The organism is Klebsiella pneumoniae, assembly GCF_000742135.1.
Lineage (GTDB): Bacteria > Pseudomonadota > Gammaproteobacteria > Enterobacterales > Enterobacteriaceae > Klebsiella > Klebsiella pneumoniae.
On sequence record NZ_KN046818.1, the window covers coordinates 2723491 to 2748988 of the forward strand.

Consider the following 25498-nt stretch of genomic DNA (forward strand, 5'->3'; position numbering starts at 1 on the left):
GCTTATTACCTTAAAAAAAGGGAGGCTATTCGCCTCCCGCCATGCGGCTTATATTACCGCGGTGGTTAGTCGTGATGAACAACATAACCGCGACTGTTCGTCGAAGATTTCAATTTGCCAGACCTGATGGCGCGTCCCGACGTGCAGCGCTTTGCAGACGCCGCGCACCCGGCCCCCGCGCGCCGAACGGATGTGGTTGGCGTTAACCTCCAGCCCCACCACCTTTTGTTCGCCTTCGCTGCACAGATAGCCTGCCACCGACCCCAGGGTCTCCGCCAGCACCACCGACGCTCCGCCGTGCAGCAGGCCAAACGGCTGCTGTGTGCGGCTATCGACCGGCATAGTGGCCTCCAGCGTATCGTCGGTAACGGTCTCAAAGCGAATATCGAGCAGCCCTACCATGTTCCCCTCACCGAGCCGGTTGAGCTGCTCCAGCGTGGCCTGACGTTTCCAAATCATCCGATTATCTCCAGTAACGCCTGCAGCGGGTGGCGAACGCCGCTGCCTTCAATACGCTTCACCTGACTGCGGCAGGAGTAGCCCGTCACCAGACAGCGGTTTCGCGGCAGCCGCTGCATCGCCTGCTGCCAGGAGAGCGCGTAAATGGCCAACGAGTTGGCGTGGTTTTTCACTTCATGACCATAGGTGCCAGCCATCCCGCAACACCCAACGCTGACGTTTTCCAGCTTCGCGCCGAAGTGGGCAAAAATATCTGCCCACTGCTTTGTCGCCGCCGGTAGCGCGGTCACTTCGGTACAGTGACCGAACAGGTACCAGGGCTCACCGCCCAGATCGGGACGGGCGTCGCTGGTTAGGGCCTTCGGCAACCACTCATGGACTAACAGCACCTGGAAATCGCCGCGCTTGTCGCCGAGCGTCTGCTTGTACTCATCGCGGTAGCAGAGCACCAGCGCTGGATCGACGCCCACCAGCGGCATGCCCAGCTGCGCCACGCGGTTGAGGAAGTCCGCCGTCTTCTGCGCGGTGCGCGCGAAGCGGGTGAGGAAGCCTTTGATATGCTGCGCCTTGCCGTTCGGCGAGAACGGCAGGAGCACCGGCTGATAGCCTAAGGCCTCGACCAGACGGATAAAGTCGGCCACCACCTGGGCGTCGTAGTAGCTGGTGAAGGGATCCTGCACCACCAGCACCATCTTCGCTTTCTGCTCGGCGCTCAGCGCTTCGAGCTGCTCAAGGGTCATATTGGCGGAACGGTGGCCGGCCATCTGCTGCTTCAGCGACGGCGCCGAGAGCAGCGGCAGATCGACCATCCCGATATGCTTCTCCGACAGCTTTTTCAGCCACGGCTGGTTAATAAAAAAGTTAAAGGTCTTCGGCGCCTGCGCCATCAGCGGCGCATAAGATTCGACCGAGGCCACCAGATGATCGCGCACCGGCCGCAGATAGCGGCTGTGGTACAGCTGCAGGAAGCGCGAGCGGAACTCGGGAACATCGATTTTGATCGGGCACTGGGTCGAACAGGCTTTACAGGCCAGACAGCCGGACATCGCCTCTTTGACCTCATGCGAGAAGTCATACTCGCCTTTGCGCGCATGCCAGCTGTTGCGCGTGCGCGCCACCAGCGAGCGCAGGCTGACGCCCTGCTCCGGCAGCGCCTTCTCCAGCTGGTTGGGATCGACGCCGCGGTCGGCCAGCAGGCGCAGCCATTCCCGCACCAGCGTCGCCCGCCCTTTCGGCGAGTGGATGCGCTGGTTGCTGACTTTCATCGACGGACACATCGGGCTCTTGACGTCAAAGTTGAAGCACAGCCCGTTGCCATTACACTCCATCGCCCCACGCCAGCTGCTGCGCACCGCGATGGGGATCTGCCGATCCCAAGTGCCGCGCTTCGCCGCATCGACTTTCATCATCGGCGCGTCGATACCTTCCGGAGGACAGATTTTCCCCGGATTCAGGCGGTTATCGGGATCGAAGACCGCTTTGATCTTGCGCAGCTCGGCATACAGCGTCTCGCCAAAGAAGGCCGGGCTGTACTCCGCGCGGAACCCTTTGCCATGTTCGCCCCACAGCAGGCCGCCATACTTCGCCGTCAGCGCCACCACATCGTCGGAGATCTGCTTCATCAGCACCTCCTGCTGCGGATCGCACATGTCCAGCGCCGGGCGCACGTGCAGCACCCCGGCATCAACGTGGCCAAACATGCCGTAGCTCAGGCCGTGGCTGTCGAGCAGCGCGCGGAACTCGACGATGTAATCCGCCAGATGTTCGGGCGGTACGCAGGTGTCCTCGGCGAAAGGAATAGGCTTGGCGGCGCCTTTGGCATTACCCAACAGGCCGACGGCCTTCTTGCGCATGGCATAGATGCGCTCCACGCCTTCAAGATCGTGACAGACCTGCCAGCCAATGACGCCCGCCTCGCTGGCGGCCATCAGCTCGTCCAGCCGCTGGCACAGGGTAGTAACCTGCTGGTCAATCAGCGCCGCGTCATCGCCGGCGAATTCGACGATATTGAGCCCGAGCATCTCTTTATCCGGTACGTCGGTGATCAGTTCGCTTACCGAGTGCCAGACGATATCCTCGCGCGCCAGATTGAGAACTTTAGAATCGAAGGTCTCCACCGACAGGGCTTTCGCTTCGACCATAAAGGGCGCATTGCGCAGCGCAGAGTCGAAGGAGTCATATTTGACGTTGACCAGACGGCGCACCTTCGGCAGGCGGGTGATATCCAGCCGCGCTTCGGTAATAAACGCCAGCGTCCCTTCCGAACCGGTTAAAATACGGGTCAGGTCGAACTCGCTCATCTCATCGTTAAAGACGTGACGCAGATCGTATCCGGTGAGGAAGCGGTTGAGTTTGGGAAACTTATCAATGATCAGGTCACGCTGCGCCTTGCAGCGCTGGTAGACCGTGTTGTAGATCCGGCCAACCGTCGAGGGGGTATTGCCCAGCGTCTCCGCCAGCGCCACCGGCACCGCCTGGGTATCGAGGATATCCCCGCCCATCAGCACCGCCCGCAGGCCGAGCACGTGATCCGACGTTTTGCCGTACACCAGCGATCCCTGGCCGGACGCATCGGTGTTAATCATCCCCCCCAGCGTGGCGCGGTTGCTGGTGGATAGCTCAGGCGCAAAAAAGTAACCATAGGGTTTAAGAAACTGGTTCAGCTGATCTTTGATGACCCCGGCTTCAACGCGCACCCAGCCCTCGTCAGGGTTAATCTCGATGATGCGATTCATATAGCGGGACATATCAACGATAATCCCGCCGTTCAGCGCCTGGCCGTTAGTGCCGGTGCCGCCGCCACGCGGGGTGAAAATCAGCGATTTAAAACGCGGTTCGGCGGCGACGCGCGCCAGCAGCGCCACGTCCGCCGTGGATCGAGGAAAAATGACCGCATCCGGCAGCAGCTGATAGACGCTGTTGTCGGTGGCCATCGTTAGCCTGTCGGCATAGCTGGTGGCGGTATCGCCGGTAAAACCCTGTTGCTCCAGTACCTGCAAAAAATTCAGCACCAGTTGAACTACCCCTGGCGCCTGAGAAATTTGTGGGATCATCACGCTTGACCCTGCCTGACTATGTTGTGTTTGAAAATATTGTGTTGGTGCTAACTAAACGTTTGCGTAGCGCATTCAACTTTTTATCACATTTTTTTCATATGCGCCCACGTGTTTTCTGTGCAAAATCAGCCCGGCAAAATTATTGATATTATTATCAGTATATGGATTTACGCGGCGCCAGCTGTTTGGCGCGACTGGAAAGGTAAAATTTCTCTATGATTAATCCCCATCAGCCTCGGGACATTCCGCAAATACTGCTGTCGGTGCTGTTCCTGGCCCTGATTATCATATCCTGCCTGTGGGTTGTGCAGCCGTTTATTCTGTCCTTCGCCTGGGCCGGTACGGTGGTGATCGCCACCTGGCCGGTGCTGCTGCGTCTGCAGCGTGTGCTGTTCGGCAAACGACTGCTGGCGGTGCTGGCGATGACCCTGTTGCTGTTTTTGCTATTCGTTATTCCTATTGCTCTGCTGGTCAACAGCCTGGTGGATAACAGCGTTCCGCTGATCAAACTCATCAGCAGCGGAAATGTGACGCTGCCGGATTTCGCCTGGCTCAACAGCGTACCGCTGGTCGGCGATAAACTGTACTCCGCCTGGCACGGTCTGCTGGATATGGGCGGCTCGGCGATTATGGCCAAGGTTCGTCCCTATATTGGCACCACCACCAGCTGGTTTGTCGGTCAGGCGGCGCACATCGGCAAGCTGCTGGTCTACTGCGGTTTGATGCTGCTGTTCAGCGCGCTGCTCTACTGGCGCGGCGAGCAGGTGGCCTATGGTTTCCGCTACTTCGCCACGCGCCTCGCGGCCAAACGCGGCGACGCCGCGGTGCTGCTGGCCGGCCAGGCCGTGCGCGCCGTGGCGCTGGGCGTGGTGGTCACGGCCCTCACTCAGGCGGTACTGGGCGGGATTGGCCTTGCCGTCTCCGGCGTGCCCTACGCCGCTCTGCTGACCGTGGTGATGATCTTTACCTGTCTGGTCCAGCTCGGCCCTTTACTGGTTTTGGTGCCGTCGATTATCTGGCTTTACTGGAGCGGGGACACCACCTGGGGCACCGTGCTGCTGGTCTGGAGCTGCGTAGTCGGCACCATGGACAACGTTATTCGTCCGGTGCTCATCCGCATGGGCGCCGACCTGCCAATGATCCTTATCCTCACCGGCGTCATTGGCGGCCTGATCGCCTTCGGCATGATCGGCCTGTTTATCGGTCCGGTGCTGCTGGCCGTCTCCTGGCGGCTGTATGACGCCTGGGTGCATGAGGTGCCGCCGCCGCCGAAAGACCCTGACGTCGTCCTTGAAGAGCTTAGTGAGCTGGAGGCCGGTCGCAAGTAATGCCTGGCAGGCGGGGAGACCCGCCTGTTTCTTTGCCCGCATATTGTTAAGCAAAATTTATTGATCGCCGGCAATGCGCTGGCCCCGCGCGCCCTTCACCTCGCTTTCCTCCCCCGGTCCTTCACAACAATTTAACTATTGAGAGGAATCTGATCGACGGCAAAGGCCCCGCTGCCTACTATTAGCTCACGGTTATAAATCAACACCTTGATTTATAAGCATGGAAATCCCCTGAGTGAAACAACGAATTGCTGTGTGTAGTCTTTGCCCATCTCCCACGATGGGCTTTTTTTTGCCCTGCGCATCACGACACCAGATAGCCTGACACCGGTAAAAAAAATCCCCGGCATCGCTGCCGGGGATCGGTCCTGTCAGGGCGAACTTATTTTTTCAGTTCCGCCAGACCTAACCAGGTTTGTACCACGGTATCCGGGTTCAGGGACAAGCTATCAATCCCCTCTTCCATCAGCCAGGCGGCGAAATCCTCATGGTCAGACGGCCCCTGGCCGCAGATGCCGACGTATTTACCCTGTTTTTTCGCCGCGCGGATGGCCATCGACAGCAGGGCTTTCACCGCGTCGTTGCGTTCATCAAACAGCTCAGAAACCACACCGGAATCGCGGTCCAGACCGAGCGCCAGCTGGGTCATGTCGTTCGAACCGATGGAGAAGCCGTCGAAGTACTCGAGGAACTGCTCCGCCAGCAAGGCGTTCGACGGGATCTCGCACATCATAATGATCTTCAGCCCGTTCTCGCCGCGCTTCAGCCCCTGACGCTCCAGCTCTTCGACCACCGCTTTCGCCTGGGCGACGGTACGGACGAACGGGACCATCACTTCAACGTTGGTCAGTCCCATATCGTTACGCACGCGCTTCATCGCTTCGCACTCCAGGGCGAAGCAGTCGCGGAAGCTTTCGGAAACGTAGCGTCCGGCGCCGCGGAAGCCGAGCATCGGGTTCTCTTCTTCCGGCTCATAGCGCTCGCCGCCCACCAGGTTGGCGTATTCGTTCGATTTGAAGTCCGACAGACGCACGATCACCCGTTTCGGATAGAAAGCGGCGCCGAGGGTGGCGATCCCTTCGGTCAGGCGGCCAACGTAGAACTCTCTCGGCGAATCGTAGCCTTTCATCAGCTCGCGGATTTCGTTCTGCAGGCCCGGCTCCTGGTCGTCAAACTCCAGCAGCGCGCGCGGATGAACGCCAATCATACGGTTGATGATAAATTCCAGCCGCGCCAGACCGACGCCTTCGTTCGGCAGGCAGGCGAAGTCGAACGCGCGATCCGGGTTGCCGACGTTCATCATCACCTTCAGCGGCAGATCCGGCATGTCGCCGACGCTGGAGCTCTTGACGCTGAAGTCGAGCAGCTCGGCGTAGACATAGCCGGTGTCGCCTTCGGCGCAGGAGACGGTGACATTCTGATTTTCCTGAATGCGATCGGTAGCATCGCCGCAGCCGACCACCGCCGGGATCCCCAGCTCACGGGCGATAATCGCCGCGTGACAGGTACGCCCGCCGCGGTTGGTGACAATCGCCGAGGCTTTTTTCATGATCGGTTCCCAGTCCGGGTCGGTCATGTCGGTAACCAGTACGTCGCCTGGCTCAATGCGATTCATCTCGCTGATATCATGGATCACCTTGACCGGACCGGCGCCAATGCGGTGGCCGATGGCGCGCCCTTCGGCGATGATCTGCCCCTGAGCGTGGAGGGTATAACGCTCCATCACCTGGCCGCGGGAACGCACGGTTTCAGGACGCGCCTGGACGATAAACAGCTTACCGGTGTGGCCATCTTTCGCCCACTCGATATCCATCGGACGGCCGTAGTGCTTCTCGATCTGCACCGCCTGCTTCGCCAGCTCCTGCACTTCCTCGTTGCTTAACGAGAAAATATCGCGCTGCGCCTGCGGCACATCTTCGATACGCACCTGTTTACCGTGCTCCTGGGTCGGCGCGTAAACCATACGGATCTTTTTCGACCCCATGGTGCGGCGCACGATCGCCGGACGGCCAGCGGCCAGCGTCGGTTTGTGGACGTAGAATTCGTCCGGGTTCACCGCACCCTGCACCACCATCTCGCCCAAACCCCACGCCGAGGTGATAAACACCACCTGGTCAAAGCCGGATTCGGTATCGATGGAGAACATGACGCCGGAGGAGGCCAGATCGGAGCGGACCATCCTCTGCACCCCGGCGGAGAGCGCCACGCCGCGGTGATCGTAACCCTGATGCACGCGATAGGAGATTGCGCGATCGTTAAACAGCGAAGCAAATACGTGCTTCACGGCAACGAGCACGGCGTCAAAGCCCTGCACGTTGAGGAATGTCTCTTGCTGTCCGGCGAAGGAGGCGTCCGGCATATCTTCCGCGGTGGCGGAAGAGCGCACGGCGAATGAGGCCTCGGCGTCATCGGCGGACAGCAGGTCATAAGCATCGCGAATCGCGTTTTCCAGTTCGCTCTGGAAGGGGGTATCGATGATCCACTGTCGGATCTGCGCGCCCGCTTTCGCTAATGCGGAAACGTCGTCAATGTCGGTTTCATCCAGCAGCGCATAGATGCGCTGGTTAACACCGCTTTGGTCCAGGAACTGATTGAAAGCATCAGCGGTGGTGGCAAACCCGTTAGGTACGGAAACACCCATACCGGACAGATTCGTAATCATTTCACCAAGGGAGGCATTTTTGCCCCCAACTCTGTCTACATCATTCATGCCGAGTTGGTTATACCAAAGCACCAGCGGTGACGAGCCATTGTTGGACATCGAGACAATCCTTTTGTGATTTAATACCAGTGAAAAAAATTTCACGATCGACTGCAGGATTATCCTGACATATTTATGAAGCTGAAAAAAACGGTGAATCGTTCAAGCAAATTATTTTTTCATTTTTCGGACTGTTCCCCCGATATTGCTAACTTGATGATTTTTAGGAATTCTGATGAAAAACGCTGGAAATAACGGCGACAAAAAGAAAATGAACCACCCTTTTCATAAAAAACAAAAATAGCGTTTCAATTTTAACAAGAGACAAATCAAACAGGGATATGCTTAAATTTAATATCCGCTTGCAGGCAATTAAACTCATTATACCGGATGGTCAAAATGGAAAGTGCTGTAGATCGCCACGTATTTTATATTTCTGACGGTACCGCCATCACGGCGGAGGTGCTGGGGCATGCCGTGATGTCGCAATTCCCGGTCGCCATCAGCAGCGTAACCCTGCCGTTTGTGGAAAACATCAGCCGCGCGCGGGCGGTAAAGGAGCAGATCGACGCCATCTATCAGCAAACGGGTATTCGCCCGCTGGTGTTCTACTCCATCGTCATCCCGGAAATACGCGACATTATTCTGCAAAGCGAAGGCTTTTGTCAGGATATCGTGCAGGCGCTGGTGGCCCCGCTGCAGCAGGAGCTCAACCTCGACCCGACGCCGGTGGCCCACCGCACCCACGGCCTCAACCCCGGCAACCTGATTAAATACGATGCGCGTATCGCCGCCATCGATTATACCCTCGCCCATGACGATGGCATCTCGCTGCGCAACCTTGACCAGGCGCAGGTGATCCTCCTCGGCGTCTCGCGCTGCGGCAAAACACCCACTAGTCTGTATCTCGCCATGCAGTACGGTATTCGCGCCGCCAACTATCCGTTTATCGCCGACGATATGGACAATCTGGTGCTGCCGGCCTCGCTGAAACCCCTGCAGCATAAGATGTTCGGCCTGACCATCAATCCGGAGCGTCTGGCGGCGATCCGCGAGGAGCGCCGGGAGAACAGCCGCTACGCCTCGCTGCGCCAGTGTCGGATGGAAGTGACCGAAGTGGAGGCCCTGTATCGCAAGAATAAAATCCCCTGCCTGAACAGCACCAACTATTCTGTTGAGGAAATTGCGACAAAAATCATGGACATCATGGGGCTGAATCGCAGGATGTACTAATACACTAGTACATTATTAAAAATTTGTTTATGCTATCACCCGTGGCCTATACAGGATCATGCCCTGCTCTTGCAATAAGCAGGGATTGGTTTATCGTGATGCGCATCACTTCCCGGCATTTTCGCCGCGGAAGAAACAGATTTTTGAGACCCCAATGAATAAAACAGACGAATTGCGTACCGCGCGCATTGAGAGCCTGGTAACGCCCGCGGAGCTGGCCCAGCGCCATCCCGTGACGGCCGACGTGGCTGCCCACGTCTCGGCCTCCCGCCGCCGAATTGAAAAAATCCTCAACGGCGAAGACCGCCGACTGCTGGTGATTATCGGCCCCTGCTCCATTCACGACACCGACGCGGCGCTGGAGTATGCCCGCCGCCTGCAGGGCATGCGCGAGCGCTACCAGCCGCAGCTGGAGATCGTGATGCGCACCTACTTTGAAAAACCGCGTACCGTGGTGGGCTGGAAAGGCTTAATCTCCGATCCCGACCTCAACGGCAGCTACCGGGTCAACCACGGAATTGAGCTGGCGCGGCGCCTGCTGCTGCAGGTTAATGAGCTGGGGGTACCGACGGCCACCGAGTTTCTCGATATGGTGACCGGTCAGTTTATCGCCGATCTCATCAGCTGGGGGGCCATCGGGGCGCGCACCACTGAAAGCCAGATCCACCGTGAAATGGCCTCAGCGCTCTCCTGCCCGGTTGGATTTAAAAACGGCACCGACGGCAATACGCGCATCGCGGTGGACGCCATCCGCGCCTCCCGCGCCAGCCATATGTTCCTCTCTCCGGACAAGCAGGGGCAGATGACGATTTACCAGACCAGCGGCAACCCGTACGGGCACATCATTATGCGCGGCGGCAAACGGCCAAACTATCACGCCGAGGATATCGCCGCCGCCGGCGAGGCGCTGCGTGAATTCGATCTGCCGGAACAGCTGGTCGTTGATTTCAGCCATGGCAACTGCCAGAAGCAGCACCGCCGTCAGCTGGAGGTGTGCGCCGATATCTGTCAGCAAATTCGCGCGGGCTCCACCGCCATCGCCGGGATTATGGCCGAAAGCTTCCTGCAGGAAGGCACTCAGAAAGTGGTCCCCGGCCAGCCGTTGACCTGGGGCCAGTCGATCACCGACCCCTGCCTGAGCTGGGAAGACAGCGAAAGATTATTGAGCGAGCTGGCTGCGGCCACCGCCACCCGCCTGTAACCGCTCCGCCCGCCGCGCCTGCGGCGGGCAATTCTCTTCGCTGACTCCCCTACCAAATCCGGTAACACGATAAATAACGCTTGCCGTCAAAAACAACAATATTGATAATGATTATCATTGTTGCCTTGATTTTTATTCTGAGAGCTATGACGCGTATGGATAACACTGCCACAGCTGAAAAACCAAAAGACAATGCCCCTTATCCCGTGGCGACGGACAGAGAGATCAGCAGTCGGGTTCTGTTAGGCAGCGAAGGACGAGTAGTGATTGAGCATGGCGGCCAGCGCTATCTGCTGCGCCAGACCCACGCCGGGAAGATAATTCTGACCAAGTAAGCGCCCCGCTGAACGCGGGGCGAGGCAAGTTAGCTCGAGCAGCTGACTTCCAGACGTTTCCCCCAGTCCGGCGGGCGGCGGACGTAGTCGTCCTCGCGATCGGTAAAGGGGTCTGCCAGCGCGGCATGCAGGCGCTCCAGCTCGCCCATATCGCCCGCCTCAGCCTGCTCGATCGCCCGCTGCGCCAGCCAGTTACGTAACACCAGCGCCGGATTCACGCCCTGCATCCTCTGCTGGCGCTGCGCGTCGTCCACCTGTTCATCACGCAGCCGCGCACGATACCCGGCAAACCAGCTGTCAAAGGCCGCGCGGTCGATAAACTCATCGCGCAGCGGCGAAACGGCGCTGAGCTGTTCGCTGTGGCTCAGCAGGCGGAACGTCCGGGTATAGTCGCTCTTCTCGCGGATCATCAGGGCAAACAGCCCGTCCAGCAGGTCGTTATCCCCTTTCTGCTGGCTGAACAGGCCGAGTTTATCGCGCATCCGCTGGCCATAAGCGGTCAGCAAGGCGTGCTGATACTCATCCAGCGCCACGTTTAACGCTTCAGCGCTGATAAACGGCGACAGCGATTGGGCGAGACGCTGCAGATTCCACAGCCCCACCGCCGGCTGGTTTTCAAAACTGTAGCGCCCCTGATAATCGGAGTGGTTGCAGATGAAGTCCGGTTGAAAATCGTCAAGGAAGCCATACGGGCCGTAGTCGATGGTCAGACCGAGAATCGACATGTTGTCGGTATTCATCACCCCATGGGCAAAGCCCACGGTTTGCCAGCTGGCGATAGTCTGCGCGGTACGCGTGACAATGTCACGGAACCATAACAGGTACTTATCCGCCTCACCCTGCAGCTGCGGCCAGTGGTGGCGAATAACATAGTCGGCCAGTTGCTGGACCTTCTGCGGCTCACGGCGATAGTAAAAATGTTCGAAATGGCCGAAGCGGACATGGCTCTCGGCCACCCGCATCAGCATCGCGCCGGGCTCCACGCGCTCGCGGTAGACCGGGGTATCGCTGGTCACCATCGCCAGGGCGCGCGTCGTCGGGATCCCCAGAGCGTGCATCGCCTCCGACGCCAGACTTTCCCGGATCGTCGAGCGCAGCACGGCGCGGCCGTCCCCCATCCGCGAATAAGGAGTCAGGCCGGCGCCTTTCAGATGCCAGTCGTAACGGCGGCCATCCGCCAGCTGCTGCTCGCCGAGCAGGATCCCGCGTCCGTCGCCCAGCTGGCCGGCCCAGGCGCCAAACTGATGGCCGCTGTATACCTGCGCCAGCGGCGACATGCCCGGAAGCAGCGCTTCGCCGCCCCAGACACCGGCCCCGCTTTCAGGCGCAAACAGGGCGTCGGGCACCCCCAGCTGTTGCGCCAGCGGAGCGTTGCGCCAGATGAGTCGGGCGTTATCCAACGGCGTTGGTGACAGGGAAGTGTAAAAGTCCGGCAGTTCATCCCGCCAGTGGGTGGTAAAAGAAAGGGTCATGGTTCCTCCTCTCTCCAGTGTAGTGCCTGGAACAGCGGATTAACACGGGCGGAGTGCAGGGTTATCGGCATAAAAAAGGGAAGCGTTCGCTTCCCTCTTGCTTCTGAATGACGTCAGATTCGCCGCGCCTGCCAGAACTTTTTGTTCCAGTAGACGTTATCCAGCGAGGAACGGGTGACGCCCTGGCTGGTGGAGGCGTGAATAAACTGGTTGTCGGTATCGTAGATGCCAACGTGCAAACCGCTCTCCCCTGAGCCGGTTTTGAAGAACACCAGATCGCCGGGCAGCAGATCGCGCTTATCGATGCGGGTGCCGATCTCCGCCTGCTCGCGGGTTTCACGCGGCAGCTGGAGGGCAAATTTATCGCGAAACGTGCGCACCACGAAGCCGGAGCAGTCAACGCCGCGCGGCGTCATGCCGCCGTAGCGATACGGCGCGCCGCGCCAGCTGCGCAGCTGCTCGTTCAGATTCGCCACCACCGTGATGGAGTCAGCCAGCCGAGGATTCGGCGGCGGTGCCCGATGGCTGCTGCAGCCGGCTAAAATTAACGCCGCCGCCAACATGAACCAGAAGCGCATTTCAGATGATCCCTCTGTCCCTAGTCTCTATCGCAATAATTTAGCTTGTTTATCAATATAGTGACAAGATAACTGCGTGCTACTGTGACGCGATGAGCATAATATGACCGGCCACCTCAACGCGCTGGAACGGGATCGCATAGGCGGCGGTTAAATTTTCCTCATTCAGCACCTCGGCGGTCTCCCCGCAGGCGATGGCTTCCCCCTGGCAGAGCAGCCAGCTCTGACCGGCGTGGCGCAGGGTATGGTTGAGATCGTGGCTGCTCATCACCACAGCAATCCCCGCCGCGCTCAGCTCGTGTAACAGCCGATCCAGCGCCGCCTGCTGGGCCACATCCAGACTGTTCATCGGCTCATCCAGCAGCAGCAGCTGACCCGCGGAATTACTCAAGGGATCGATCTGCAGGATCACTGCCGCCAGCCGCACGCGCTGCCACTCGCCGCCCGACAGCTGATTGACCGGACGGCCCAGCTTATTGTCCAGACCAAGCCTGGCCGCGATATCGCTCAGACGGGCGCTATCACCCTGCTGCTGCATATGCAGCGCCAGGTAGTGCCATACCGGCATGGCGAACGGCGGGGTCTGGTGTTGACACAGATACCCGCGACGGCGCGCCAGCTCCCTCGCCGGCCACTCGTCAAGCAGCCGGCCGTTAAAATGAACCGTGCCGGGGCCGTCGGACAGCCCCGCCATGCGGGTCAGCAGCGTGCTCTTCCCTGCGCCGTTCGGCCCCACCAGATGGACAATCTCCCCGGCGCGAAAGGCCGCAGAAAACGGGGCCAGGCGCCCCGCCGCTTCTACATCCTGTAGCTGCATCAGAAACGACATTATTGCGCCAGCGCTCCTTTAATCGCCGCCACCAGCTGCGGATCGTCCGGCGTCATATCCGGAGAGAAGCGCTGAATGACGTTGCCCTGGCGATCGACGAGGAATTTTTCGAAGTTCCACAGAATGTCGTCCACATACAGCGGTGCCCGGCCTTTGCTGGCCATCCGCTCATAAAAACCGCTGCCTTCCGGGGCCACCGCTTTCGGCGCGGCGGCAATCAGTTTTTGATAGAGCGGCGCGCGATGTTCGCCGTTGACGTCAATTTTGCTAAACAGCGGGAAGGTGACGCCGTAGGTAGTGCTGCAGAAGGTCTTAATCTCCTCTTCACTGCCCGGCTCCTGGCCGAGGAACTGGTTGCAGGGGAACCCCAGCACGCTGAAGCCCTCGGCGGCAAACTGCTTTTGCAGATCCTCGAGTTGCTCATACTGCGGCGTCAGGCCGCATTTCGAGGCCACATTGACGATCAGCAGCACCTTGCCGGCAAAGGATGCCAGGGTAGTTTTCTCGCCATCAATGGTCGTCACTTCGGTATTCAGAATGTCATGTTGCATAGCCTGTCCTCAATGGATAAACCGGTTTCCGGTGAAGGTGATCCCTTTCTACTGTAGCGGATTCAGCGCCCGCCATTCTACTGCCATTCCCCCCGAGTTGTCGCATGATGTAACAGCGCTTCGCTGGCCGCCGGCAACATGAAATCCTCTCAATTGGGCCGTCGACCATTTCCGTGTACAGTGTTCCATGAATGTAATATGGTTTCGTTACTTGTTAATTTAAGAGAGTTTTAGTGATGAAGAAGTTGTTTAGCCTGGCGTTAATCGCCACCTCTGTCGCCCTACTGAGCGCCTGCTCCCCGGATGAAGATAATAAAGTAAAAGTCGCTATCAATACCGGGCCGGACGAAGCCATCTGGAAAGTGGTGGAGCAGGTGGCGAAGGATAAATACCACCTCGACGTCGAAGTGGTCTCCTTCAATGATTATGTGCTGCCCAACGAAGCGCTGAACAACAAAGATGTCGATGCCAACGCCTTCCAGACCCTGCCGTACCTTGAGGCGCAGTCGAAAGAACGCGGCTATAAATTTGCGGTGGTCGGTAAAACCTTTGTCTTCCCTATCGCCGCCTATTCTCACCGGATCAAAAATATCAGCGAACTGCCCGAAGGGGCGACGGTGACCATCTCTAATGAAACCACCACCCTGGGCCGCAGCCTGCTGCTGCTTCAGGCGCAGGGGTTACTCAAGCTGAAACCGGGCGTCGGCTATTTACCCACCACGCTGGATATCATCGACAATCCGAAACAGCTGAAAATTGTTGAAGTGGATACCCCGCAGCTGACCCGTACCCTTGACGATCCGAACGTCAGCCTGTCAATCATTAACACCAACTTCTCCGCCCAGGCGGGCCTGTCGGCCGCCCGCGACGGTCTGTTTATGGAGGGGCCGGATTCCCCATACGTGAATGCGATAGTCGCCCGCGAGGATAATAAGGACAGCAAGAAAATTCAGGAATTAAAAGCCGCCTTCCAGACCAGCGAAGTCGCGGAAAAAGCGAAGGAAGTCTACAAAGGCGACGCGATCAAAGGCTGGTAAGCCTGAACCGGCGCCGTCCCTGCCGACGGCGCCGCGCTATCCCCGCCCCCGCGAACGCAGCAGCAACCAGATAAAGACCGGCGCGCCCAGGGTCGCCGTCACCACGCCAATCGGCAGCTCTGCGGCGGAAAGCGCCAGCCGGGCAATGATATCCGCCCCCAGCAAGGCGCTTGCCCCGGCCAGCATACAGGCCGGGAGCAACACCCGGTGATCGCTCAAGCCGCATAGCCGCAGAATATGCGGGATCACCAGACCGATAAAGCCAATCGCCCCCGCCAGCGCCACGCTAACGCCGACCATCCAGCCGGTCGCCACCACCAGTAATTTGCGCCACAGCCACAGCGGCAGCCCAAGCTGACGAGCGGAGACTTCGCCCAGCGCCAGTAAATTCAGGGGTTGCGACTGCAGACAGACCCAGCAGAGCACCGGCAGGAGGGCTATCATCAGCCACAGCTGTTGCCAGTCGACGCCGCCAAACCCGCCCATCATCCAGTACATTAGCTGACGCAGGTCAAAAGAGGTGGAGAAGTAGACTGCCCAGGTCATCAGGGCGCTGCAGATGATCCCCAGCGCCACCCCCGCCAGCAGCAGACGGCTGGTAGAAAGATGGCGGCGGGCAAAACGCAGCAGAATAAAAGTGATCAGCAGCGCGCCAAAGATGGCACACAGGCCGAGCGCCCAGCCGGGCAAGACTCCTTTGCCCAGCAGGACGGCAGCAATCAGCCCGACGCCCGCGCCGTTGGAGACCCCCAGCAGCCCCGGCTCCGCCAGCGGATTTTCAAACAACGCCTGCATAATCGCCCCGGAGAGCGCCAGCGCCGCCCCCACCAGCAGCACCGCCAGGGTTCGCGGCAGGCGGATCTGCCAGATAAACAGCTGGCCTTTGGCGCTGAGCCACTCGCCGGGCGGGATCCATTGCTCCCCCGCGCACAGGCTGATCAGCAGGGTGACCAGCAGCAACAGCGTTAATCCGAAGAGCCAACGCCGGCTGCGGCGCTGTTGAAGATGGGCGAGAGTCAGCATAGATTCCATTACGCAGGGGGAACAAGAGGCTGATTTTACGGTGGCTGTCGCGGTGAGAAAAGGAAAACCTCGCGCCCGTTCGTCGACGCGAAGGAAAATCTCCTCCGCGTCTGCGGTCGTTCGTCACACCAGAATCTGAAACAGCAGCGCAAAGAGAATGATGTTCGCCACCACGATTGCCCAGCCGTTATAGAGCATATATTTCAGATGAGTAGACTGCGCCAGCCCCATCTGGCCGAACATATCTGATGAGGGAAACGGCCCGAACCAGTCCACCTGGGATGAGGCCAGCAGCACGGCGGTGGTCCCCTGGGGCGGCACGCCGGCGGCCATCAGCATCGGGCCAAAGATTTTATGAGTAAAGGTCATCTGGGCCACCGCCGCACCGGGCACATGGCCGATAATATTGAACGCGAAGATGCTAAAGCACAGCCAGGCCGGGGAGATCCCCTCCAGCAGCGGTTGGGTATACTCCAGCAGCCCCTGATAGGCGTGCAGGCCATCCATCAGCTCAAGGATCGGGTTGTACAGCCAGTAGAGAATAAACATCCACACCAGACGGCCGCAGCCGTGATACAGGGCCTGAAGGATCTGCGTCGGTCGCAGGCCGCCTACCAGGCCGGTCATCAGGGCCACCAGCAGCATCACGATTATCGCGAAGCTGAAGCCGGCTTTAATCACCACGCCAACGATCGCCATCACGATGATGGTCGCCGCGAAGGCCAGCGCGCTTAATTTACGCCGACGCTGCTGCGCGGCGCTGAGATCCTCTTGCGGCTTTTCCGCGAGATCGACGTCATAGCGCAGTTTGCCTTCGGTCATCTTCTGGATCCGTCCCGCCATTACCCAGCCGGCCAGCAGCGTGACCGCGCTCATCGGCAGACCAACGTACAGCAGATAGTCCGGATAGCTCAACCCACCGAGGCTGAGGATCGTCACGGTGCTGGGGGTGAAAGGCCCGGTAAACAGCCCAACGGAACCGGCGGTCATCATCAGCGCGGCGACCGTTGGCGGCGTCAAGCGTACCGCTGCCGCCACCGGAATGATTACTGCCACGATAATGGCATTGCCACCGGCCATAGTGCCCAGCGAACCGCAAATTAAAATCGATGACGCCACAATGCCGAATTTCACCCGCGTCTGACTCGACAACCCGATGCGATGGACGACAAATTTTACCAGCTCAACCGCTGCGCCGGTGCGGGTGGCCACTTCCCCCACGCCGGCGCCGAGCATAATGATAAGCCCAACGGTGGCAATAAATGACCCGGTGGATTTCGCCAGCATCGTGCCCATTTCCGGCAGGCCGGTCGAGGTCATTATCATGGCGATAATAATCGAGGAGATGACCGCCAGCACAATATCAACGCCGATCAGCGATAATATCGCTAGCGCCACCAGCGGCGTAAATCCCAGCAGACCGAGCTCGCTGCCTGGTCGACCGTGGCACCACAGCGCGATCAACACGAACAGCAGCAATAACAGACCAATAATAACGTTTTTCCGCGTGATATTTCGTCTGACAGGCGCATTGCCTGTGAGCGTTGAGTCACTCATAACACTCCTTAATGCCAATCAATCCGACCATGATGGTCAGGTGGTGTATGGGGGCCTGCTCAGAAAATATCCTCCCTCTTTTTCATTATTGATTGGCCGCGGCCTGAGGGTTTGTTTGGGTACAAAGGAAACGATTCTGAGAGCGTAATATGCCGCCATTGGGCGGGGTCTACAGCACAAGATGTAACCAATGCGCTGATTGGTGATCAAATCTATGTTAACTTAGTGTTAGTAGAAAATGACTTTTTATCGGTAGGCTATAACCCTGAGTTAACTGTTCATGAAACTGCGTCATCTGGAAATCTTCTATGCCGTCATGACCTGCGGCTCTTTATCGCGGGCGGCGGAAGCGCTCAATATCTCCCAGCCCGCGGCCAGCAAAGCGTTAAAAAGCGCCGAAATGAAGCTGGGTTTTACCCTGTTTCAGCGGGTGCGCGGCAAGCTGCTGCCGACCAGCGAGGCGATCACACTTTTCGAAAAAGCGCAGAGCATTTATCAGGACCTGGACAACCTGCGCCTGCTGGCCGACAACCTGGCTCGCGATCCGCGCGCCAAGATCACTTTAGGCTGTCTGCCAAGCCTGGGGTTAAGCCTGGTGCCGGAGCTGGTGACCGACTTTTATCAGCAAAACAGCAACCTGGTGATGACGCTCACTACCGAGCACACCGAGACGCTGGTCAAAAAACTGGATTTTCGCGAGATAGATTTGGCGCTGACGCTACAGCCGGTGCAGCAGGGGGAGATCCTGACCACCCTGATTGCCGAAGTACCGCTGGTGTACATCGACCGTCATTATCGTCAGGGGGCGGTGGAGATCGATCAGATCGACCAGCAGCGCTGGATCTCGCCGGGACCGCACTCGCTCTCTGCCGCCATCGCCACCCGTCGCGACTTTTCCACCACCCGGCTAAACGTCCAGACCTACTATATGGCCACCGAGTTCGTGAAGCGCGGCATGGGCTGCAGCATCACTGATATCTTCTCCGCCCAGCACAACCTGGCCCCGGAGATGATCCATCCCATTACGCCGCCGATGGCGATTAACCTCTGTCTGTTACGCCGGGCCGACGTTTCCCTGAGCCCGATGGCGCAAAAGTTCGTCGATTTTCTCTGCCAGCGTTTGCGCCAGCAGCTCAAGGAGATTAACCTGCGGTTATACCCTGACCATAAAAAGTCAATTGCGCCGCTGGGGTAAATGCTTTGACATAACCCGATAAATTTATCAGCGGTGGATATATCGGGTTATGAACAAACGCATTGTCATTATCGGCGGCGGCGTGGTCGGTCTGGCCACGGCCTGGGAACTGATCAAGCGCGGCCATCAGGTGCAATTACTGGAGCGCAATGCCGAACCGGGCAGCGCCACCAGTTTTGCCAACGGCGGACAATTAAGTTACCGCTACGTCGCCCCCCTTGCCGACAGCGGCGTTCCCCTGCAGGGAATGAAATGGATGGGCAAAGCCGATTCGCCGCTGAATATGCGTCTCAGGATGTCTCTCCAGCAGTGGCGCTGGCTGCTGCAGTTTCTGCGCGCCTGTAATAACCAGACCAATAAAATGAATGGCGACCATATTTTACGCCTGTCGCTGCTCAGCCGTCAGGTCATGCAGGCGTGGCGGGATGAGGATAATCTTGCCGATTTCCACTGGCGGCGCAGCGGAAAATTAATTATCCATCGTCGCGAATATGATTTTAATAAAGCAGCAAAAGGGATTGATCCTCAGTATCAGCAGGCGCTGAATGCTGAAGCCTGCCTGCAGCTGGAGCCGGCGCTCAAACATATTTGTCCTTCTCTGCAGGGCGGAATCTATTCGCCAGGCGATGAAACGGCAGATTGTCATCAGTTCTGCCTTGCCCTGCTCGACAAGCTCAATGCCAGCAGCGACTTTAGCCTGCTGACCCAGTGTGAGGTGCGGCGACTCAATAAGCGCGGGGGACGCATCAGCAGCCTAGAGACCAGTCAGGGGACCCTCACCGGCGATGAGTATGTCGTCGCCGCCGGTAACGGCAGTGGTTCTCTGCTTGGGCATCTGGGGGTTCGCGTGCCGCTGTGCACCCTGAAGGGGTACAGCCTGACCCTGCCCTATCCTGAAAAAGCAGGTATTGCCCCTGACATCAGCGTCACCGACTACGGGCACAAAATCGTTTATGCCCGCCTTGGCCAACAGCTGCGTATCGCGGCGATGGTGGACATCGGCTACGACGGCGACGAACTGCGCGAAAGCCGCATTCAGGCGCTGAAAAACATCGTCGCCCGCAGCTTTCCTGAACTGGAGGGGCTGGACGAGGCCGAAGTCTGGACCGGCATGCGCCCGTCAACGCCAGCCGGCCCGCCGATGCTGGGGCGCGCCGGCTACCCCAACCTGTGGATGAACCTCGGCCAGGGTAGCCTCGGCTTTACTCTCGCCGCCGGCAGCGCGGTGGTGCTGGGCGCGTTAATCGACAATCAGATGCCAGACATTTCTTTAGAAGGTCTCACATGGAAACAAACCGCATGACAATTATTCGTAATAATCCACAACCTCGTCTTGCCGCCAGCGTTGCGTATGGCGATCTGCTGTTCCTCTCCGGGCAGACGCCAAAAAGCAATGAAGACGATATCGTTTTACAAACCCGTGAAGTACTGGAGAAGATCGACGCGCTGCTGGCCGCGGCCGGGAGCGATAAGCAGCACATTCTCTCCGCGCAGATCTGGTTGAAAAATATCGAGCGTGACTTTGCCGCATTCAATGAGGTGTGGGTGCAATGGATGCCGGAAGGCTATAGCCCGGCGCGAGCGGCCGTGCAGGCGGAGATGGCGCGACCAGAAATCCTGGTGGAGATCATGCTCACCGCCGTCAAAGCGTAAAGATTGACAGAAAAGAAAAAGGCCGCAATGCGGCCTTTTTAATTAGTTCAGATTCATTTGTCTTTCGGCGACGCGTTTTCGACACGGCTTTTCAGCTTCTGACCGGGTCTGAAGGTCACCACGCGCCGGGCTGTAATGGGAATATCCTCCCCCGTCTTCGGGTTACGTCCCGGGCGTTGGTTTTTATCCCGCAAATCGAAGTTGCCGAACCCGGAGAGTTTGACCTGTTCTCCGTTTTCCAGAGCACGACGGATCTCTTCGAAAAACAACTCGACCAGTTCTTTGGCATCCCGCTTGCTAAGCCCAAGCTTATCAAACAGATATTCTGACATTTCAGCTTTTGTAAGCGCCATAGGTTCAATCCCTCAATGATGCCTGGAATCGCTCTTTTAATGCCTCTACACATCTGGCAACGGTAGCGGCAATCTCCTCTTCTTCGAGTGTACGGCTGGTATCCTGCAGGATCAGGCTAATCGCAAGGCTCTTATACCCTTCCGCCACACCCTTACCACGGTACACGTCAAATAAGTTTACGCCAACTACCTGATTTACGCCAACTTTCTTACATTCGGCTAAAACATCGGCGGCAGCCACGTTTTCCGCGACCAGCACCGCGATGTCGCGACGGTTCGCCGGGAAGCGGGAAATATCGCGCGCCTGAGGCACCACGCGGTCTGCGAGCTTGTTCCACTCCAGTTCGAACACCAGAGTGCGACCGTTCAGATCCAGTTTACGTTCCAGCTCAGGATGAACAACCCCAATGAAACCAATGCGTTCACCTTTAAGATAAATCGCTGCGGATTGTCCCGGATGCAGCGCGGTGGTCGCTTCAGCACGGAATTCGATATCCGCTAATTTTCCGGTTAAATCCAGAACGGCTTCCAGATCGCCTTTCAGATCATAGAAATCGACCGTCTCTTTCGCCAGTGTCCAGTGCTCTTCGTAGCGGTTGCCGCAGATCGCCCCGGCCAGCATCACATCCTGACGAATGCCCAGCGGCGCATTGGTGTCCGGCACAAAGCGCAGGCCGCTCTCAAAGATGCGCACCCGGCTCTGCTGACGGTTCTGGTTGTAGACCACGGTGCCCAGCAGGCCGGTCCACAGCGACAGGCGCATCGCCGACATTTCGCTGGAGATCGGGCTTGGCAGGATCAGCGCCTCTTCCCCGGCGTGGATCAGCTGCTGGACTTTCGGGTCGACGAAGCTGTAGGTGATCACTTCCTGATAGCCTTTGTCGTTCAGCAGCGTTTTCACGCGCTTCAGCGACAGGTCCGCTTCGCGGTGGGTTCCCATGATCAGACCCGCCTGCACCGGCTCGTCAGGAATGTTGTTGTAGCCGTAAACGCGAGCCACTTCTTCAACCAGATCTTCTTCGATCTCCATGTCGAAACGCCAGCTCGGCGCAACCGCCTGCCATTCGCCCTCGCCAACCGTCACTTCGCAGCCGAGGCGCTGCAGAATGTCGGTGACCTGCGCGTCAGCGATATGGTGGCCAATCAGGCGATCCAGCTTGCTGCGACGCAGCGTAATGGTGGCGCGTGTTGGTAGATTCTCTTTGCTGGTAACGTCAATGACCGGGCCGGCTTCACCGCCGCAGAGGTCGATCAGCAGACGGGTTGCACGCTCCAGCGCTTTATACTGCAGGGCCGGATCGACGCCGCGCTCATAGCGGTGAGAGGCATCGGTGTGCAGGCCATGACGGCGCGCGCGGCCGGTAATGGACAGCGGGCTGAAGAACGCGCATTCCAGCAGCACGTTCTGGGTTTCGTCGTTAACGCCGGAGTGTTCCCCGCCGAAGATCCCCCCCATCGCCAGCGCTTTGTTATGGTCTGCAATGACCAGCGTGTCGCTGTCGAGCTTTGCTTCAGAGCCATCGAGCAGGACCAGGGTTTCCCCTTCTTTCGCCATGCGCACCACGATCCCGCCTTCAATACGGTCGCGGTCAAAGGCGTGCATCGGCTGGCCCAGCTCAAGCAGCACATAGTTGGTCACGTCAACCACCGCGTCGATGGAGCGGATCCCGCAGCGGCGCAGCTTCTCTTTCATCCACAGCGGCGTCGGCGCTTTGACGTTGATACCTTTCACCACGCGCCCCAGATAGCGCGGGCAAGCCTGCGGCGCGTCAACCTGAATCGGCAGCACGTCGTCAATCGTCGCGGCAACCGGCGTGATTTCCGGCGCGTTCAGCGGCGCTTTGTTCAGGACAGCGACATCGCGCGCCACGCCAATGATGCCCAGGCAGTCGGCGCGGTTTGGCGTGACGCTGATTTCGATGGTGTTATCGTCAAGCTTGAGGTATTCGCGAATATCGGTGCCGATGGGCGCATCTGCCGGCAGCTCGATGATACCGCTATGGTCGTCGGAAATACCCAGCTCGGAGAAGGAGCACAGCATCCCCTCAGACGGCTCGCCGCGCAGCTTCGCGGCCTTGATTTTGAAATCGCCCGGCAGCACGGCGCCGATGGTGGCTACCGCGACCTTTAGCCCCTGACGGCAGTTTGGCGCGCCGCAGACGATGTCCAGCAGGCGTTCGCCGCCGACGTTGACTTTGGTGACGCGCAGTTTGTCGGCGTTCGGGTGCTGACCGCACTCCACCACTTCCCCGACAACGACGCCGTTGAAGCTGCCGGCGACCGGCTCAACGCCATCTACTTCGAGGCCCGCCATGGTGATCTGATCGGAAAGCGCTTCGCTGTCGATCGCCGGGTTAACCCATTCGCGTAACCACAGTTCACTGAATTTCATTGTTCTGTCCTGCCCTTATTTAAACTGTTTGAGGAAACGCAGATCGTTTTCGAAGAACGCGCGCAGATCGGTGACGCCATAGCGCAGCATGGTCAGACGCTCCATGCCCATGCCGAAGGCGAAGCCGGAGTAGACTTCCGGATCGATACCCACGTTACGCAGCACGTTCGGGTGCACCATCCCGCAGCCCAGCACTTCCAGCCATTTGCCGTTTTTACCCATCACGTCAACTTCCGCAGACGGTTCGGTGAACGGGAAGTAGGACGGACGGAAGCGGACCTGCAGATCTTCTTCAAAGAAGTTGTTCAGGAAGTCGTGCAGCGTCCCTTTCAGGTTGGTGAAGCTGATATTTTTATCAACGATCAGACCTTCCATCTGATGGAACATCGGGGTGTGGGTCTGATCGTAGTCGTTACGATAGACGCGGCCCGGCGCGATAATACGGATAGGCGGCTGCTGGTTTTCCATGGTGCGGATCTGCACGCCGGAGGTCTGCGTACGCAGCAGGCGAGTGGCATCGAACCAGAAAGTGTCGTGGTCAGCGCGCGCCGGATGGTGACCCGGAATATTCAGCGCATCGAAGTTGTGGTAATCGTCTTCGATTTCCGGGCCCGTCGCCACGGTAAAGCCGAGCTCACCGAAGAAACTTTCAATACGGTCGATAGTGCGAGTAACCGGATGCAGGCCGCCGTTTTCAATGCGGCGACCCGGCAGCGAGACGTCAATGGTCTCTGCGGCCAGACGCGCATTCAGCGCTGCGCCTTCCAGTTCAGCTTTACGCGCGTTCAGCGCCTGCTGCACCTGCTCTTTCGCCTCGTTGATGACCGCACCGGCTGCCGGACGCTCTTCCGGCGGCAGCTCACGCAGGGTGGTCATTTGCAGGGTCAGATGCCCTTTTTTACCCAGGTATTCCACGCGGACGTTGTCCAGCGCAGCAACATCTGATGCCTCGTTAATGGCTGCCTTGGCACTGGCAACCAGCTCTGCGAGATGTGACATGGTTTTCCTCATTATGTCGGTGCAGACACCGGTTATAGTGAAATTAATATTCCGAATCCATATACGAAAAAAGCCTCCACAGGGGAGGCTTTCTGGCGCTGTTTTCCGTTTCTTCTTTCACGCGCAAGCCCCCTGAGTTCAGGTGCTAAAGTAAAAAAAGAAGCGGAAAATAGCAGCATTCATGCTTGCATTACCTTGTCTGGTAAGAAACGTCAGAGCTGTATTGAAAAGCCTGCGCCGATAAAAGTCAATGTATTGATGGTGTTGAAACGAAAAGAGGGAGACAAGCTCCCTCTTTCAACTGGCTTATGCCAGAGCTGCTTTCGCTTTTTCGACCAGAGCGGTGAACGCTACTTTGTCGAATACAGCGATGTCAGCCAGGATCTTACGGTCGATTTCAACAGAGGCTTTTTTCAGGCCATTGATGAATTTGCTGTAAGAAATACCGTTCTGACGTGCTGCTGCGTTGATACGTGCAATCCACAGTTGACGGAACTGACGTTTACGTTGACGACGGTCACGGTAAGCGTACTGACCAGCTTTGATAACAGCCTGGAAGGCAACGCGGTATACGCGAGAACGCGCACCGTAGTAGCCTTTAGCTTGTTTCAAAATTTTCTTGTGACGTGCACGTGCAATTACACCACGTTTTACGCGAGCCATGTGTGCTCTCCTGTATCTATTCTAAGTTAAAAAAGTTAAACGTTAACGACTTATGCGTACGGCAGGCACGCGATAACCAGGCCCAGATCGCCTTTGGAAACCATGGCTTTCGGACGCAGGTGACGTTTACGCTTGGTAGCTTTTTTAGTCAGAATGTGACGCAGGTTAGCGTGCTTGTGCTTAAAACCACCTTTACCGGTTTTTTTGAAGCGCTTAGCAGCACCGCGTACGGTCTTAATTTTTGGCATTTTAATAACTTCCACTTCGCATTGTTAATAAACGAAACAAAGGCGAACAAAACCAGTGAGCCGAAGCCCACCGGAAATGTTTCTTGATGGCCTTACTGTTTCTTCTTAGGAGCGAGCACCATGATCATCTGGCGGCCTTCGATCTTCGTTGGGAAGGATTCGACTACTGCCAGTTCAACCAGATCGTCTTTCACGCGGTTAAGCACTTCCATACCGATCTGCTGGTGGGCCATCTCACGACCGCGGAAACGCAGCGTGATCTTGGCCTTATCGCCATCTTCGAGAAAGCGAATCAGGCTGCGGAGTTTTACCTGATAGTCACCTTCATCAGTACCAGGGCGGAATTTAATTTCCTTAACCTGGATAACTTTCTGCTTCTTCTTCTGTTCCTTAGAAGACTTACTCTTTTCATAAAGGAACTTGCCGTAGTCCATGATACGACAAACTGGCGGCTCGGCGTTAGGGCTGATTTCAACTAAATCTACTCCAGCCTCTTCAGCCTTTTCGATAGCTTCTCTCAGACTCACAATTCCCAGCTGCTCACCTTCCAGACCTGTTAAGCGAACTTCCTGGGCGCGAATCTCGCCATTAATACGATTCGGACGTGCCGTTTGAACTCGTTTTCCGCCTTTAAT

At 57.9% G+C, this 25498-nt stretch carries 25 protein-coding genes, 1 other RNA gene and 1 other annotated feature; of the genes, 10 read left to right on the forward strand and 16 right to left on the reverse strand.

The window, feature by feature from the left end; genetic code table 11:
• Positions 1-48: 48 nt before the first annotated feature.
• Both menI and ydiJ read right to left on the reverse strand, forming a co-directional pair.
• Complete coding sequence (menI, locus tag DR88_RS12530) at positions 49-459, reverse strand: 1,4-dihydroxy-2-naphthoyl-CoA hydrolase (RefSeq protein ID WP_002909015.1); 411 nt, start codon at positions 457-459, stop codon at positions 49-51.
• Positions 456-3512, reverse strand: a complete 3057-nt coding sequence (ydiJ, locus tag DR88_RS12525) for a D-2-hydroxyglutarate dehydrogenase YdiJ (protein ID WP_004148727.1) — start codon at positions 3510-3512, stop codon at positions 456-458. The genes menI and ydiJ overlap by 4 nt, the downstream gene beginning before the upstream one ends.
• Before the next feature lie 218 nt (positions 3513-3730).
• Between ydiJ and ydiK the strand changes: the two genes are divergently transcribed.
• Positions 3731-4843: an AI-2E family transporter YdiK gene (gene ydiK, locus DR88_RS12520; RefSeq protein WP_004148729.1), complete on the forward strand. Its 1113-nt coding sequence runs from the start codon at positions 3731-3733 to the stop codon at positions 4841-4843.
• 188 nt (positions 4844-5031) lie between these two features.
• Positions 5032-5139, forward strand: an RNA gene (rprA, locus tag DR88_RS27395) — antisense sRNA RprA.
• A gap of 86 nt (positions 5140-5225) precedes the next feature.
• On the opposite strand, the gene ppsA is transcribed toward rprA, so the two are convergent.
• On the reverse strand, positions 5226-7604 hold the full coding sequence (ppsA, locus tag DR88_RS12515) for a phosphoenolpyruvate synthase (RefSeq protein ID WP_002909055.1): 2379 nt from the start codon (positions 7602-7604) through the stop codon (positions 5226-5228).
• Positions 7605-7679: 75 nt separating this feature from the next.
• Here ppsA and DR88_RS30790 point away from each other — a divergent pair, with 75 nt between their 5' ends.
• The 4 genes from DR88_RS30790 to hemP all read left to right on the forward strand — a co-directional run bounded on the left by DR88_RS30790 (position 7680) and on the right by hemP (position 10313).
• Complete coding sequence (locus tag DR88_RS30790) at positions 7680-7799, forward strand: hypothetical protein (protein ID WP_002909058.1); 120 nt, start codon at positions 7680-7682, stop codon at positions 7797-7799.
• A gap of 144 nt (positions 7800-7943) precedes the next feature.
• Positions 7944-8777: a posphoenolpyruvate synthetase regulatory kinase/phosphorylase PpsR gene (ppsR, locus tag DR88_RS12510; protein WP_002909061.1), complete on the forward strand. Its 834-nt coding sequence runs from the start codon at positions 7944-7946 to the stop codon at positions 8775-8777.
• Positions 8778-8931: 154 nt separating this feature from the next.
• Positions 8932-9978, forward strand: coding sequence for a 3-deoxy-7-phosphoheptulonate synthase AroH (gene aroH / locus DR88_RS12505; RefSeq protein ID WP_004180369.1), 1047 nt, complete (start codon positions 8932-8934; stop codon positions 9976-9978).
• A 155-nt stretch (positions 9979-10133) separates the two neighbouring features.
• On the forward strand, positions 10134-10313 hold the full coding sequence (hemP, locus tag DR88_RS12500) for a hemin uptake protein HemP (RefSeq protein WP_230871207.1): 180 nt from the start codon (positions 10134-10136) through the stop codon (positions 10311-10313).
• A 29-nt stretch (positions 10314-10342) separates the two neighbouring features.
• Here hemP and selO read toward each other — a convergent pair whose 3' ends face one another.
• The 4 genes from selO to DR88_RS12480 all read right to left on the reverse strand — a co-directional run bounded on the left by selO (position 10343) and on the right by DR88_RS12480 (position 13743).
• On the reverse strand, positions 10343-11785 hold the full coding sequence (gene selO / locus DR88_RS12495; protein ID WP_004148735.1) for a protein adenylyltransferase SelO: 1443 nt from the start codon (positions 11783-11785) through the stop codon (positions 10343-10345).
• A gap of 113 nt (positions 11786-11898) precedes the next feature.
• Positions 11899-12363: an NlpC/P60 family protein gene (locus DR88_RS12490; protein WP_002909082.1), complete on the reverse strand. Its 465-nt coding sequence runs from the start codon at positions 12361-12363 to the stop codon at positions 11899-11901.
• A 79-nt stretch (positions 12364-12442) separates the two neighbouring features.
• Positions 12443-13192: a vitamin B12 ABC transporter ATP-binding protein BtuD gene (btuD, locus tag DR88_RS12485; RefSeq protein ID WP_009485707.1), complete on the reverse strand. Its 750-nt coding sequence runs from the start codon at positions 13190-13192 to the stop codon at positions 12443-12445.
• Positions 13192-13743: a glutathione peroxidase gene (locus tag DR88_RS12480; RefSeq protein WP_004898898.1), complete on the reverse strand. Its 552-nt coding sequence runs from the start codon at positions 13741-13743 to the stop codon at positions 13192-13194. The genes btuD and DR88_RS12480 overlap by 1 nt, the downstream gene beginning before the upstream one ends.
• 236 nt (positions 13744-13979) lie before the next feature.
• Here DR88_RS12480 and DR88_RS12475 point away from each other — a divergent pair, with 236 nt between their 5' ends.
• Positions 13980-14780 (forward strand): MetQ/NlpA family ABC transporter substrate-binding protein, encoded by an 801-nt coding sequence (locus DR88_RS12475; RefSeq protein ID WP_002909085.1) that lies wholly within the window; start codon positions 13980-13982, stop codon positions 14778-14780.
• Positions 14781-14816: 36 nt separating this feature from the next.
• Here DR88_RS12475 and btuC read toward each other — a convergent pair whose 3' ends face one another.
• Together btuC and DR88_RS12465 are read right to left on the reverse strand one after the other, a co-directional pair.
• Entirely contained in the window at positions 14817-15803 is a 987-nt protein-coding gene (btuC, locus tag DR88_RS12470) for a vitamin B12 ABC transporter permease BtuC (protein WP_004151850.1), read from the reverse strand.
• Positions 15804-15926: 123 nt separating this feature from the next.
• Complete coding sequence (locus tag DR88_RS12465) at positions 15927-17360, reverse strand: gluconate:proton symporter (protein ID WP_004148738.1); 1434 nt, start codon at positions 17358-17360, stop codon at positions 15927-15929.
• Positions 17361-17640: 280 nt separating this feature from the next.
• Between DR88_RS12465 and admX the strand changes: the two genes are divergently transcribed.
• The 3 genes from admX to DR88_RS12450 are packed head-to-tail and all read left to right on the forward strand — an operon-like array spanning position 17641 to position 20208.
• Complete coding sequence (admX, locus tag DR88_RS12460) at positions 17641-18555, forward strand: HTH-type transcriptional regulator AdmX (RefSeq protein ID WP_032443914.1); 915 nt, start codon at positions 17641-17643, stop codon at positions 18553-18555.
• Positions 18556-18592: 37 nt separating this feature from the next.
• Positions 18593-19858: a D-amino acid dehydrogenase gene (locus DR88_RS12455; protein ID WP_323128184.1), complete on the forward strand. Its 1266-nt coding sequence runs from the start codon at positions 18593-18595 to the stop codon at positions 19856-19858.
• Entirely contained in the window at positions 19855-20208 is a 354-nt protein-coding gene (locus DR88_RS12450; RefSeq protein WP_002909094.1) for a RidA family protein, read from the forward strand. The genes DR88_RS12455 and DR88_RS12450 overlap by 4 nt, the downstream gene beginning before the upstream one ends.
• A 53-nt stretch (positions 20209-20261) precedes the next feature.
• On the opposite strand, the gene ihfA is transcribed toward DR88_RS12450, so the two are convergent.
• The 7 genes from ihfA to infC all read right to left on the reverse strand — a co-directional run bounded on the left by ihfA (position 20262) and on the right by infC (position 25498).
• Positions 20262-20561, reverse strand: coding sequence for an integration host factor subunit alpha (gene ihfA / locus DR88_RS12445; RefSeq protein WP_002909098.1), 300 nt, complete (start codon positions 20559-20561; stop codon positions 20262-20264).
• Between the two features lie 4 nt (positions 20562-20565).
• Positions 20566-22953, reverse strand: coding sequence for a phenylalanine--tRNA ligase subunit beta (gene pheT / locus DR88_RS12440; protein ID WP_002909101.1), 2388 nt, complete (start codon positions 22951-22953; stop codon positions 20566-20568).
• Positions 22954-22968: 15 nt separating this feature from the next.
• Entirely contained in the window at positions 22969-23952 is a 984-nt protein-coding gene (gene pheS / locus DR88_RS12435; protein WP_002909105.1) for a phenylalanine--tRNA ligase subunit alpha, read from the reverse strand.
• 63 nt (positions 23953-24015) lie between these two features.
• Positions 24016-24140: a sequence feature (Phe leader region), on the reverse strand.
• Entirely contained in the window at positions 24091-24135 is a 45-nt protein-coding gene (gene pheM / locus DR88_RS30795) for a pheST operon leader peptide PheM (protein WP_001386830.1), read from the reverse strand. It overlaps the preceding feature by 45 nt.
• 118 nt (positions 24141-24258) lie before the next feature.
• Positions 24259-24615: a 50S ribosomal protein L20 gene (gene rplT, locus DR88_RS12430; protein ID WP_000124850.1), complete on the reverse strand. Its 357-nt coding sequence runs from the start codon at positions 24613-24615 to the stop codon at positions 24259-24261.
• A gap of 50 nt (positions 24616-24665) precedes the next feature.
• The gene (gene rpmI, locus DR88_RS12425) at positions 24666-24863 is read right to left on the reverse strand and encodes a 50S ribosomal protein L35 (protein WP_001124225.1); all 198 of its coding nucleotides are present in this window, start codon (positions 24861-24863) and stop codon (positions 24666-24668) included.
• Between the two features lie 92 nt (positions 24864-24955).
• Complete coding sequence (gene infC / locus DR88_RS0125980; RefSeq protein WP_004189469.1) at positions 24956-25498, reverse strand: translation initiation factor IF-3; 543 nt, start codon at positions 25496-25498, stop codon at positions 24956-24958.